This window comes from Amycolatopsis magusensis (assembly GCF_017875555.1).
GTDB lineage: Bacteria > Actinomycetota > Actinomycetes > Mycobacteriales > Pseudonocardiaceae > Amycolatopsis > Amycolatopsis magusensis.
This window is the reverse complement of sequence record NZ_JAGGMS010000001.1, coordinates 2,893,422-2,906,311: the sequence shown is the minus strand read 5'-3', so window position 1 is coordinate 2,906,311 and position 12,890 is coordinate 2,893,422. Positions and strand designations below refer to the sequence as shown.

Annotated in this window: 9 protein-coding genes and 1 pseudogene; 5 read left to right on the top strand and 5 right to left on the bottom strand. The window is 69.8% G+C overall.

The genetic code is table 11. The features are described 5' to 3' along the window. Nucleotides 1-33: 33 nt before the first annotated feature. Nucleotides 34-3,915: pseudogene (locus JOM49_RS13415) on the top strand (type I polyketide synthase); the annotation flags it as partial. On the opposite strand, the gene JOM49_RS13410 reads toward JOM49_RS13415, so the two are convergent. Next, nucleotides 3,886-4,329 carry a hypothetical protein gene (locus JOM49_RS13410; protein WP_209664624.1) on the bottom strand — a complete coding sequence of 148 codons (444 nt, stop codon included), beginning with the start codon at nucleotides 4,327-4,329 and terminating at the stop codon, nucleotides 3,886-3,888. The pseudogene JOM49_RS13415 and the gene JOM49_RS13410 overlap by 30 nt on opposite strands. A 127-nt stretch (nucleotides 4,330-4,456) precedes the next feature. Here JOM49_RS13410 and JOM49_RS13405 point away from each other — a divergent pair, with 127 nt between their 5' ends. After that, nucleotides 4,457-5,599, top strand: a complete 1,143-nt coding sequence (locus tag JOM49_RS13405; protein ID WP_245369320.1) for a serine hydrolase domain-containing protein — start codon at nucleotides 4,457-4,459, stop codon at nucleotides 5,597-5,599. Then, the gene (locus JOM49_RS13400) at nucleotides 5,596-6,774 is read left to right on the top strand and encodes a cysteine desulfurase-like protein (protein ID WP_209664623.1); all 1,179 of its coding nucleotides are present in this window, start codon (nucleotides 5,596-5,598) and stop codon (nucleotides 6,772-6,774) included. Before JOM49_RS13405 ends, JOM49_RS13400 begins: the two co-directional genes overlap by 4 nt. Here the strand turns inward: JOM49_RS13400 and JOM49_RS13395 are convergent. Next, nucleotides 6,771-7,538 carry an AfsR/SARP family transcriptional regulator gene (locus JOM49_RS13395; RefSeq protein ID WP_245369319.1) on the bottom strand — a complete coding sequence of 256 codons (768 nt, stop codon included), beginning with the start codon at nucleotides 7,536-7,538 and terminating at the stop codon, nucleotides 6,771-6,773. The genes JOM49_RS13400 and JOM49_RS13395 overlap by 4 nt on opposite strands. A gap of 248 nt (nucleotides 7,539-7,786) precedes the next feature. Here JOM49_RS13395 and JOM49_RS13390 point away from each other — a divergent pair, with 248 nt between their 5' ends. After that, complete coding sequence (locus tag JOM49_RS13390) at nucleotides 7,787-8,005, top strand: DUF5988 family protein (protein ID WP_209664622.1); 219 nt, start codon at nucleotides 7,787-7,789, stop codon at nucleotides 8,003-8,005. Nucleotides 8,006-8,067: 62 nt separating this feature from the next. Here JOM49_RS13390 and JOM49_RS13385 read toward each other — a convergent pair whose 3' ends face one another. Next, nucleotides 8,068-9,696 (bottom strand): outer membrane protein assembly factor BamB family protein, encoded by a 1,629-nt coding sequence (locus JOM49_RS13385; protein ID WP_209664621.1) that lies wholly within the window; start codon nucleotides 9,694-9,696, stop codon nucleotides 8,068-8,070. 336 nt (nucleotides 9,697-10,032) lie between these two features. Here JOM49_RS13385 and JOM49_RS13380 point away from each other — a divergent pair, with 336 nt between their 5' ends. Then, nucleotides 10,033-11,163 (top strand): allene oxide cyclase barrel-like domain-containing protein, encoded by a 1,131-nt coding sequence (locus JOM49_RS13380; RefSeq protein ID WP_209664620.1) that lies wholly within the window; start codon nucleotides 10,033-10,035, stop codon nucleotides 11,161-11,163. A 157-nt stretch (nucleotides 11,164-11,320) separates the two neighbouring features. Here JOM49_RS13380 and JOM49_RS13375 read toward each other — a convergent pair whose 3' ends face one another. After that, nucleotides 11,321-12,370, bottom strand: coding sequence for an efflux RND transporter periplasmic adaptor subunit (locus tag JOM49_RS13375; RefSeq protein WP_209664619.1), 1,050 nt, complete (start codon nucleotides 12,368-12,370; stop codon nucleotides 11,321-11,323). 4 nt (nucleotides 12,371-12,374) lie between these two features. After that, entirely contained in the window at nucleotides 12,375-12,860 is a 486-nt protein-coding gene (locus tag JOM49_RS13370) for a hypothetical protein (protein WP_209664618.1), read from the bottom strand. Nucleotides 12,861-12,890 lie beyond the last annotated feature (30 nt).

The window sequence follows — 12,890 nt, the reverse complement described above, 5'->3', positions numbered from 1 at the left end:
ACCGAGCAGAAGCTGCTCGACTACCTGAAATGGGTGACCACCGACCTCGACCGCACCCGCGGGCAGCTGCTCGACCTGGAGGAACGGGCCCGCGAGCCGATCGCCGTGGTGTCGATGAGCTGCCGGTACCCGCACGGGGTCGGCTCGCCGGAGGACCTGTGGGAGCTGGTCGCTTCGGGCCGGGACGCCATCTCGGACTTCCCGGCCGATCGCGGCTGGCCCGCCGATGTCTACGACGCCGATCCGGATCGGGGGGACCGTCCGCACGCGGGTGGTTTCCTCTACGAAGCCGCCGACTTCGACCCCGGTTTCTTCGGCGTCTCACCCCGTGAAGCGCCCGCGATCGATCCGCAGCAACGACTGCTGCTGGAGGTCGCGTGGGAAGCCTTCGAGCGCGCCGGATTCGACGCCGACGCCTTGCGCGGCAGCAGTACCGGCGTGTTCACCGGCGTGATGTACAGCGACTACGGCAGCCGCCTGCAGGATCGCGCGCCGAAGGGGTACGAGAGCTACCTCGGCAACGGCAGCGCGGGCAGCATCGCCTCGGGCCGCGTCGCCTACACCTTCGGGCTGGAGGGCCCGGCCGTCACGATCGACACCGCGTGCTCGTCTTCGCTGGTCGCGCTGCACCTGGCGGCACAGGCCCTGCGCAACGGCGACTGTTCGCTGGCGCTGGCCGGCGGGGTGACGGTGATGGCCACGCCGATGGTGTTCACCGAGTTCGACCGGCAGCGCGGGCTGTCCGCAGATGGCCGGTGCAAGTCGTTCGCCGCGGCGGCGGACGGCACCGGTTTCGCCGAGGGCGCCGGGCTCCTGCTGCTGGAGCGGCTTTCCGACGCTCGGCGGAACGGGCACCAGGTGCTCGGCCTGGTCCGTGGCACCGCGGTCAACCAGGATGGCGCTTCCAACGGCTTGACCGCCCCGAACGGACCGTCGCAGGAGCGGGTGATCCGGCAGGCACTGGAGAACGCTCGCGTCGCACCCTCCGAAGTGGACGCCGTCGAAGCACACGGCACGGGCACGACACTCGGCGACCCGATCGAGGCGCAGGCTTTGCTGGCCACGTACGGGAAGTCGCGGGGTGAGAAGCCGCTGTACCTGGGGTCGGTCAAGTCGAACATCGGGCACACGCAGGCCGCGGCCGGGGTCGCGGGCGTGATCAAGATGCTCATGGCGATGCGGCACGGCGAGCTGCCGCGCACACTGCACGTGGACGAGCCGAACCCGCTGGTGGACTGGGATTCGGGCGCGGTCACCCTGCTGACCGAACCTGCGAAGTGGCAGCAGAACGGGCATCCGCGCCGGGCCGGGGTGTCGTCGTTCGGCATCAGCGGGACCAACGCACACGTGATCCTGGAGCAGGCGCCGTCGGACGAACCGGCCGGTGAGCCGTGCGTGGCGCCGGGTCCCGTGCCGTGGGTGCTCTCGGCGAAGTCGCCCGCCGCGTTGAAGGGGCAGGCCGAGCGCCTGCTGAACCACCTCACGCTGCACCCCGGGCTGAACGTGGCCGATGTCGGGCATTCGCTGGCGGTCTCGCGTACTTCGTTCCCGCATCGGGCCGTGGTCTTCGGGGACCGGCAGGAGGAACTGGTCAAGGGCCTGTCCGGCCTCGCGCATGGCACGCCCGCGACGAACCTGGTGCACGGGCAGGCTTCCGGCGGCCGGACCGCGTTCCTGTTCACCGGCCAGGGCAGCCAGCGGCCGGGCATGGGCCGTCAGCTGTATGAGACGTACCCGGTCTTCACCCGCGAACTGGACCGGGTCTGCGCACTGCTCGACGGCCGGCTGGACCGGCCGCTGTTGCCGATCATGTTCGCCGAGCCGCGCACGCCGGAGGCGGCGCTGCTGGACCGGACCGCGTACACGCAGGCCGCGCTTTTCGCGTTGGAGACGGCTTTGTACCGGCTGGTCGAGTCGTACGGCATCGTCCCGTCCTTTGTGGCTGGTCATTCCATCGGCGAAGTGACCGCGGCACACATCGCCGGAGTTCTGTCCCTTGAGGATGCTTGCACCTTGGTGGCGGCTCGCGGTCGGCTGATGGAAGGTGCCCGTGACGATGGCGCCATGGTCGCCATCGAAGCCCCGGAGTCGGCGGTTCTTCCCTCTTTGAGCGATTCGGTCAGTCTGGCCGCAGTGAACGGGCCGAACGCGGTGGTGCTCGCGGGGGACGCCGAACCGGTGCTGGCCATCGGTGCCGAATTCAAGGCACGCGGAGTCCGGACCAAGCGGCTTACCGTCAGCCACGCCTTCCACTCGGCACACCTGGACTCGATGCTGGACGAATACCTTCGGGTGGCTCGTGGGCTGAGCTATTCGGCGCCGCGCATTCCGGTGGTGTCCACTGTGACCGGTCAGCCTGCCGAAGAGCTGACCTCACCGGAGTACTGGGTGCGGCAGGTCCGTCAGCCGGTGCGGTTCCACGACGGGATGCGGACGTTGCAGGCTTCCGGGGTGCGCACGTTCCTCGAAATCGGGCCGGATGCCGTGCTCACGCCCGCCGCCCAGGCCTGTGTGCCGGAGGCGGAGCCGGGCTCCATCATCCCGGCGCTGACGTCACGGCGGCCGGAACCGCGCACGCTGGTCACCGCGCTGGCGAAGGCACACGTGCGGGGTGTGCCGGTGGACTGGACGGCCGGCTTCACCGGGGCGAAGCGGGTCGACCTGCCGACCTACGCGTTCCAGCGGTCGCGGTACTGGCTGGACCCGGAAACGCGGTCCACGCAGTTCGACCTGACCGCCGCGGCGGAGGCGCTCGGCCTGACCGAGGACCAGCGAGCCGCGCTCACCGCTTGGACACGGCAAGCCGAGTGGTCGTACCGAGTCGCCTGGCGTCCACTGAGGACAATTGCCACCAGTTCCTCCTTGGGCACGTGGCTGGTGCTCGGCTCGGACGAGCTACGTGACCTGCTTCGGGCACAGGGGGCACACGTGGTCACCGAGCCCGGGGAGCCGCTGACCGGCGTGCTGTCCGTCGGTGATCCGGGAGGCGAGTTCGACGCCCCAGTGTGGCTCGTGACCACCGGTGGAGCGCCGGTCGACGGTCCGGCTTCACCCGACCAAGCCCAGTTCCGGGGCCTGACCCCGGAACATTTGGTCGACCTGCCCGCGGTTCCCACTGAGCAGGAGTGGACGCGGCTGGTGGACCTGCTGCGGTCCGAGGTTTCCGAAGCACGGCTGGCCATTCGCGGTTCGGAAGTGTTCGCCGAGCGGCTGGAACGGGCGGACCTCGCCTCCGGCCGGCAACCGGACGGTCCCGTACTGATCCGCGGTTCGGATGCGTTGAGCACGCAGGCGGCTCGCTGGTTCCGTGCTCAAGGGGTTGAGGTGGTCACGGAGGCTTCGGCGGTTTCCACTGTCGTCGAGGTGGTCGGCTCGGACGAGACGGTCGACGCCGTCCGCGAACGGCTGCAAGCCCTGGAGAGCCTCGAAGCCACGTTCTTCGTGTTCACCACGCGCACGCCGTCACCAGCCCAGTCCTACGCGACGGCCTGGGCCCGCAGCCGGCCCGTCCCGTCGGCGGCGATCGCCTGGGACCTGCCGGGCCCGCAGGCGGTCGGCCTGGTCCTGCGCCAGGGCGCTTCGGCCCCGGATGTGGTCGCCGAACTGGACCTGGTGGCCCCGGTGGTCCCCGCGGACAACCGGCTGCTGACCGCGACCGGCACCGAACGGGAGCAGCTGGTGACCGAACTGGTGCGGTTCCACGCCGCGGACGTGCTGGGACACGCCAGCGCGGAGGCGATCGGCGTGGAGGACAGCCTGCTGGACCACGGGTTCTCGTCGTTCACCGCGCTGGAGCTGAGCAACCGGCTGCAGGCGGCATCGGGGGTGCAGATCCCGCCCGTGGCCATCTACGACCAGCCGACCCTGGCTGCGGTGATCACGCACCTAGGCGACGCGCTCGCCGAGCTCTCGTAACTCCCGCAGGTACGCGGTGGTGTCCGGGTGCCAGGTCGCGATCATCGCCGCGGTCGCGATGCCCGCGGGCACCAGGAGCAGGAGCGGCAGCGCGCTGTCGAGCTCGCCGCGGACGCCCAGCGCGATGATCACCACGAGCCCGCCGACGAACTGCAGGACGCTCAACCCGAAGAGGACGGTCAGCCACACCCGGGCGCCGCGGTATCCCGCGCGGAGGTTGATCGCCGCGAACACGATCACGATGCCGACGATCCCGATGACCAGCGGTATCCCCAGCACCATCCACAACACGAACGCGATCCGCAGGCTCCGGGGCCGCTCCGGCCCCCACACCCAGCCCTCGCGCAGTTCCCCGGACACCGGGGGGTCACCGGCCCGCCTGGCCTCCCGGCGTTCCGCCCATTTGTCGCCCATCCGACCACGGTAGCCACCCAACCCGGGAGCCCTCCCTGACGACCGCGAGCTGCCACCCGAACGAAGCCAGGCACGCAGGGCACGCAGACTCCTGGCGGGTCGATCATCCGCGGCCTAAGCTCGCCGGATGAGCAGGTTCGTGCGGCACCGCCTCGACCGGGTCCATCACGCCATGGCCCGTCACGTCGACTCCGGGCTGCTTCCCGGCGCGGTCACCCTGCTGAGCAGTGGCGACGAGGTGCACGTCGACGTCGTCGGGAACGTCAAGCGCGACACCATCTTCCGGATCAGCTCGATGACCAAGCCGATCGCCGCGGCCGGGGCGATGGTGCTGGTGGAGGAGTGCGTACTCCGCTTGGACGATCCCGTCACCGAGTTCCTGCCCGAGCTGGCCAACCCGCGGGTCCTCGAAGACCCCGCCGGACCGCTCGACCGCACCACCCCGGCCCACCGCGAGATCACCTTGCGTGACCTCCTCACCTTCCGCAACGGCATCGGCATGCTCCCCGGCGACTCCCCGATCAACGAGGCCGCCGCCGAACTGCGGACCGCCGGCCCGCCGAAACCGATGACCCAGCTCACCGTCGACCAGTGGCTCAAGAAGCTCGGCGAACTCCCCCTCATGCACCAGCCCGGCACCCGCTGGCTGTACAACACCGGCTCGGACATCCTCGGCGCGCTCCTCGCCCGCGCCTCCGGCCAGGACCTCGAAACCTTCCTGTCCGAGCGCGTCTTCGGCCCGCTCGGCATGGTCGACACGGCGTTCAGCGTGCCGGCCGGGAAGCTCGACCGCTTCGTCGTCAGCTACATGCCCAACCTTCAGACCGGCGAACTCGAGGTCTACGACGAGATCGACGGTTCCTGGAGCAGGCCACCCGTCTTCCCCTCCGCCGCGGCCGGACTGGTCTCGACGGCCGACGACCTGCTGGCGTTCGGCCGCTCGTTCCTCGGCAACGACCTGCTTTCCCGCGCCTCCGTCACCACGATGACCGCCGATCACCTGACTCCCCGGCAGAAAGCCGAATCCGGCTTCTTTCCCGGGTACTTCGACAACCGCGGCTGGGGCTTCGGCGTCGCCGTCACCACCCGGCGCGACAACATCTACGAGACCCCCGGCCGCTTCGGCTGGGACGGCGGGCTGGGCACCTCGTGGGCCACCGATCCCGCCGAGGACCTGGTCGGCGTCCTACTCACCCAGCGCGCCGACTTCCCCGACCACAGCAAGCCCTACCGCGACTTCTGGACCTCGGCCTACCAGGCGCTCGCATGAAGCGCGCCGAGTTCCCCGCGCTCCAGGACGGCCACGCCTACCTCGACGGCGCCGCCGGCACCCAGGTCCCGGCGAGCGTGATCGACGCGATCGCGGGCACCTACCGCCGCGGCATCGGCAACGTCGGTGGTGCCTTTCCGGCCAGCCACCGCGCCGACGAGATCGTGGCGAACGCCCGGCAGGCGGTCGCCGACCTGGTCGGCGGCGACCCCGGCGGCGTCATCCTCGGCGCCAACATGACCACGCTCACCTACCGCCTGGCGAACACGCTGGCGACCGGCTGGCAACCGGGGGACGAGGTCGTCGTCACCCGGCTCGACCACGACGCCAACGTCCGCCCCTGGGTCCAGGCCGCCGAAAAGGCCGGTGCCACGGTGAAGTGGGCGGACGTCGACCGCGCCACCGGTGACCTGCCCACCGGCCAGTTCGACGCACTGCTCTCCGAACGCACCCGCCTGGTCGCGGTCACCGCGGCGAGCAACGTGCTCGGCACCCGGCCGGACGTCGCCTCGATCACCGCCGCGGCGCACAACGCCGGCGCGCTCACCTACGTCGACGGCGTCCACGCCACCCCGCACGGCCCCACCGACCGCACCGCGCTCGGCGCCGACTTCTACGCGACCAGCGCCTACAAGTGGTGCGGCCCGCACGTCGGCGCGGTCGTCGCCGACCCCGCGCTGCTGGACACCCTGCGCCCCGACAAACTCGCTTCGTCCAGCGACGACGTGCCCAACCGCTTCGAGACCGGCACGCTGCCCTTCGCCGACCTGGCCGGGGTGACCGCCGCCGTCGAGCACCTCGCCGGGCTCACGGACGCGACGGGCACTCGCCGCGAACGGCTGCTCGCCTCGATGACCGCCGCGGAAGACCACGAACAACGGCTCTTCGCCCGGTTGCTCGACGGCCTGCGTGAAATCCCCGGCGTCACCCTGCACGGTGCGCCCCAGCGCCGCACCGCGGTCGCCTACTTCACCATCGACGGCCAGACCCCGCGCCAGACGGCGGAAACCCTCGCCGCCGCCAAGGTCAACGTGTGGAACGGGCACAACTACGCCTGGGAGCTCACCGGCGCCCTCGGCATCCGCGACGCCGGCAGCGCGGTCCGCGCGAGCATCGTCCACTACAACGACGGCACCGACGTGGACCGGCTCCTCGACTGTCTACAACGGACTTAAGCGACGGTGTGCTTGAGCAGTTCGTCGCCACGCAGGATCGCGCCCTGCAGTTCCCGCAGCGGACGGCACGGCTCCAGGCCCAGCTCGGCGTTGAGCCGCTCACGGGCGTGCTGGTAGACCTTCAGCGCGTCGGCCTGCCGCTCCGAGCGGAACAGCGCCAGCATCAGCTGCCGGTAGAACGACTCCCGCAGCGGGTGCTCCCCGGTCAGCACGTACAGCCTGCCGACCACCTCGCGGTGCCTGCTCAGCACCAGGTAGGCGTCGTTGAGCATCTCCACGCACTCCAGCCGGGCCTCTTCCAGCCAGGTCACGTACCAGTAGAGGATCGGCCCGTCCTGCACGTCGTTGAGCGCGCGGCCGCGCCACAGCGACAGCGCCCCCTCGAAGTGCGCGACGGCTTCCTCGTGGCGTCCCCGCTGCGCCGCCTCGCGGCCGCGGTTCACCAGGCGCTGGAAGTCGTTGACGTCCAGCGTGTCCTCCCCCAAGTGCAGTAGGTAGCCCTGCTGGCGGGTGACGATCGGGCTGGCCGGGCGCCCCGGCCGGTCCAGGAACTTGCGCAACTGCGAAATGTAGACGTGCAGCGCGGCGTTCACGCGCTGCGGCGGGCGATCCCCCCAGATCTCCGCGATGAGCTGATCGGTGGTGACCACCTGGTCCGCCCGGCCCAGCAGGACGGCCAGCAGCGTTTCCATCTTGCGAGCGGTCAGCGAAGTGGAACCCTCGTCGTCGACCACTCTGAGTCTGCCCAGGATTTCGTATCTCAACTTGCCCTCCGGTGACTCGTCTTCCCCCGACCGGGTCGTTGTCAATGCCGGTGAAAGCGACTTTGCCACTGTTCGAAGGATCACCCAAGCCCCTAACCGCCTCGTGAAACCGCCCCCTACGCACCGACCGGCACTCCCCTGGGCCGCCCCCGCGCGGGGTGGGCAAGCACCGGGAAAGCGCTGCTTTAGCCGGGGTCCCGACGATGAATCGTCACCCAGCGAAACCATCCGGGGAAAGGACGGTGCCCATGAGTGATATCGGACCCAACGTGGTGCTGCGCGGCGGACCGCTCGCGTTACCAGGCGGAAACCCGCGCTTCCACCGCGTGCCCGACGAGGAGCTCCCGTTGAAACTGGTGAACGGGAATCGTTACGAGCACTTCCGCCCGACCACCGAGACCGAACTGCACGCGGGCCGTCCGCTGCGGGTCTTCGAATGGACCGGGCGCACCTACGTCGCCGAATAACGCGGGGGCGGGCCGGGCGGTGAGCACCGTTGCTCACCGCCCTTTTTCCCGTTCGGCGGAAGTCAGCGGCCGAAGGCCAGCAGCACGAATCCCTTGTCGCTCGGGTAGAGCGGGCGGAAACCCGACATCACGTAGAGCATGCCGTCGGAGACCACCGCGCCACCGGCCGCCGCCAGTCCGCCACCCCGGCCGACCAGCCCGTTGACCCCCTGGAAGTCCTGGATCGTGTCGAACTGCCAGAGCACCTTGCCGTCCCGTGCCCGGTAGGCCCGGATCTTGCCGTCCGAGCTGCCTTCGTAGACGACGCCAGGGCTGCTGCTCACCGCCGGCGCGTGGGCCAGCAGGCAACTGGCCGGGGCCAGTGCCGCACCACCCCACGAGCAGCCGTCGGCCGGGTTCGGCGTGGTCCACAGCAGCGCGCCGGTCTCCGGGTCCAGTGCGTGCAGCGCACCCGGGTTGCCCTGGTTGGTGGCCACGTAGAGGCGTTCGCCGTCGTAGCTGGCGCCCCACTGGATGCCGGATTCGGAGTAGGTGGTGTCCCCGGAGGAGAGCTGGCGCTGCCAGACGATCGCGCCGGTCTGCGTGTCGAGCACGTGGTAGACCCCGCTCTTCTGCCCGACGCCGACGTAGGTGCGGCCCTTGACGGTGAAGACGTTGGGCGCGGTGCCGATGTCGAAGTCCAGCGCGGAGTCGTCCTCCAGTCCGGGGCAGTACCCCGGCGGGGCCTTCGGGTCGGCGCACAGCACGCGCCAGGTGTCGGGGTGGGTCAGCTGGTTCTTCCACCGGACGGCACCGGTGTGCACGTCGAGCGCGAGCACCGAGTCGGAGTCGCCCTCGGTGCCGGTGTAGTTCTGCCCGGTGCCCACGTACAGCGTGCGCGTGACCGGGTCGATCACCGGGGAACTCCACACACCGGCGCCCGACGGCGACCAGTGGATCGCGCCACTGGGCCAGGTGCCGACCGCTTTCGGCTCGGGAACCGTGTAGTAGCGCCAAACCAGCTCGCCGGTCTGCGCGTCGAGCGCGTCGACGTGACCGCGGAAGGTGCAGCACGCCGAGTCGACCCCGCCGGCGTTGTCCGCGCTGGCGACGCCGACGTAGATGCGGCCGTCGAAGTGGATCGGGGAGCTGGTGAGCCGGGCGGAGGGGTTCGTGTCGAGCCGCTTGGACCATTCGAGCGCGCCGGTCTGCTGGTTCAGCGCGTACAGGTAACCACGGCCGTCTCCGAAGTAGACCCGTCCATTCGCGACGGACGGGCTGTCACGCACCATCTTGGCCAGCCCGACCGCCGGGTCCACTGTGCTCAGGTTGAAGGTCCACAGTGTCTGGCCGGTTTTCGAGTCCAGTGAATAGAAAAGCCCGTCCGGGCCACCGAAGTACATCCGGTCGCCGACCACCGCGGGCTGACTGCGCAGGGTCTGCCCGGAGCCACGCGGGAAGGCGTGCGCCCACTTGACCTTCAGATCGTCCACTGTGTACGCGTTGATCCGCCGCTCGGCGGCGTTGTGCCTGCTCCCCCTGGCGTCCTTGGTCCACGTCGGCCAGTCCGCACCGGCGGCCGGGTCGACGCCCGGGGTGCTCGCGGCTGGGTTGCTCACGGCGGAGGCGGGAGCCAGCACCGCGAGCAGTGCGCACACCACCGGGATCACCCAGGCGACCGGGCGCCGTCGAGCCGTTCTGGATCTGGTCATGGTCTCCCTCTTCTCCCACGCGAGCGCGTGCGGACAGCGCCTAGGCGCTGTCCGGTGAGTCTGGTCGATGGGCTTCGTGATCCAGGTGGTTCCTGGCGGTGCGGGCGATTCGGCCTCGTACTGGCCGTACTCGGCCGAACTCGCCCGTGCCGCCAGGGGCCACTTGGGCGCGGAGAGCGCGACCTTGACTTACCGGGCAGCGCCTAGACCATGCCAGTCCGGACCGTCGCCCCCAAGCCCCCTGTTACTCCCCTATGGACCGGCCGGGGCGGAATATTCCGGCCTAAGACACGGTTTAGCGCCCGCTCCTAGCCTCGGTCCGCCGAAAGGAGAATCATGCACATTTTCCGCAAGAAGGCGCGACGGCGCAGGAGCCTGCTCGCGCTGGTGACGGGGTCGTTCATCGTGGCTTCGCTGGCCGTTCCGGCGACCGCGGGCGCGAGCACGGCGACCGGCGTGCCGCACGACTGCGTCAACCACAACACGCTCACCGAAGTGATCGTGGAGAAGTACCCGATTTTCCCCGATCCGACCAATCCGCCGGTCGGCAGCAGGCTGCAGGTGGGGCACCAGGTCTACTTCAAGGCCGAGCTCCGCGACCCGGCGGGCAACTGGGTGGCCACCTCGAAGGGCTATTCCTATGTGCCCTACCGCGATGACAAAGAGGACGTGATCCTGCAGTACGCGCAGGAAACCATCGAACTCGCCGACGGGGTCATCCGGACCTCCGGGGTCTACAGCGTCACGCCGAACAACTACAACGAATGGAACTACATCTCCGCGGAGGGCGTCAGCGGCCGGTACGTGGGCATGGTCGGCGCACGCACCTTCCAGATCACGCAACTGGGGCTGAGCCTGAACGCCGGGCTGTACCTGTGCGCTGGGCTCCAGGAGAACTGGAACTGGAACCCGAAGCAGCCGAAGGCCGAGGAAACCCTGGCGGACAAGCAGTCCAACGCGCTGGCCGCGCTCGAGGCGGCCGAGCCACCCAAGGACCCCGCCGACAGCCCCGTCCCCCCGAACGACTGCGAGGTGCACGTCGGCCTCCGCGAGGTGCTGACCGAGGAGTACGGGCCCGCCCCCGGTGACGGCGGCGAATGGCCACCGGGCGCCGGATCGTCGATGCACTACAAGTCCGAGTTCCGCAAGGACGACCGGCTCGTCGCCATCTCGAAGGGGTATTCGTACACGCCCTTCAAGGACCCGGCGAACGACATCGGGCTGAAGTTCGTGCAGCAGACCATCACCTTCCGCGACGGCACCATCCGCACCTCGGGGGTCTACAACCTGACCCTGAGCAACGTCTACGAATGGCACGCGATGTGGGCCGACGGCGTCAGCGGCCGGTACGCCGGCATGGTCGGCAGCCGGATGTTCAAGGTGACCGGCCAGGCCGACCTGGACGGCCAGATCTACATGTGCAACGACCTCGTCGAACACTGGACCTGGGACCCGCCCACCACCTAACACCCCCGGCTGAATGCTATGAGTGGGGCATTACTTGCATTGGATGCTGGTAATGCCCCACTCATAGCGTTGGCAGGACCCGCCCGGCGGGGGCGGCCAGGCGAGTCCCACGTTCGAAGCCTCAGCCGGACGGGGTTCCCAGCGTCGGCGGGGCCCGTCACACCGGGATCTCGACCTTGGTGCCGATGGGGAGGTCGCCGGTGACCTGCACGAAGCCGTCGCCCCATTCGCCCAGCTTCACCGGTACCTGCTTCGTGGTGCCGTCCGGGGCGACCACGACGACGGCGTTCCCGCCACCGGCCATCCCGATCACCGAGGACACCGGCACCGAAAGCGCCTGCTGCACCACGGTTCCCACGTAGTGCACGGTCACCGGCGCCAGCGCCAGCCCGTTCACCTGGTCCGGGGCGTCGAGCGAGATGGTGACCTTGAAGACGCCCTTGTTGTCCGCGTTCATCTCCAGCGTGGTGCTGACCGACTCGATCTTGCCGGGCGCCTGGTCACCACTGGGCAGCTCGACCTCCACCGCCTTGCCGACCTCGATCAGGTCGCGGTCCAGCGGTTCGAGTTCGACGCTGACCACGCGATCGGTGCTCTGCACGGTGAGCACCGGCGCCGACGGCGAGGTCATCGCGCCTTCGTGCGCGTTGAGCTTGGCGATGTGCAGATCGCCCTCGGCGAAGACCACCTCTCCCAGCGACAGCACCCCGTCGTCCGCGGCGCCGATCTTCTTCTGCAGCTGCTTGACCGCGTTCGTGGTCTTCGAGCTCCAGTCATCGTCGGGGTAACCGGCGCCGGGCTTGCCGAAGCCCAGCGCCAGCAACGCCGTTTCCAGCTGGTGCACGTCCGGACCGTCGGTGACCGCGGAGTTCAGGTCCCGCCAGGCCGGCACCACGCCGTTGAGCAGCACCACCGGCTTGTCGTTGACCCGCATCAGCACCTCGCCGCTGGTCAGCTCGGTGCCGACGGACGGCAGCTCGGTGATGACCCCGCTCTGCGCCGCGGAGAGGTCGCGCATGTCCTGGTAGGCGACCACCCCGTTCAGCTTCTCCGTGCGGGTCAGGTCGCGGACCGCAACGTCGGCGGTCTGCGCCGCGCCCACGGCCGGAGCCGCGGGCTCGGCGCCGCTTTCGGCGACCACCCACACCCCGGCCCCGGCGACGAGCACCAGGCCCAGCGCCACCGGGACCGCGACCTTCTTCTTCACGACCTCACCCCTGTGACGGCGCGGCCGACTGCTGGCAGTCCTTGAGCGCCTTCGACGTGGCCGGGTCGGTGCGGTCCAGCTTGTCGCCGAACGGGGTGTCCGAGCCGGGGACCGGGTCCGGTACGTCGATGCCCTTCTCCCGCAGGCACTTCGCCAGCGCGAGCATCTCCTCGTCCTGCTGCGCCTGGTCGCCGGAGTCCTGGTTCTGGCGGTCCTGCACCACCCCGTCGAGGAAGTGGCCGCAGGTCTTGTTGGCCGCGACGAACGCCGCCGACTCCTTGTCCACCCCCTCGTACATGGCGCCGGGGCTGCCCGGCTGCGGGTCCGCCAGCTGCACCCCGTTGTCCCGCATGCACTGGGCGTACTGCAGCAGGCTGTCCTGGGTCTTGTTCTCCTGCGCCGGCTCGCCCGAGTCGCTCCCGCCACAGGCGGTCAACGCGAACAGCAGGGCCAGCACCGGCACGCCGCCCTTGATCAACCGCTTCGACATGGCCGTCCACCTCCATGGGACTTCTGGTTT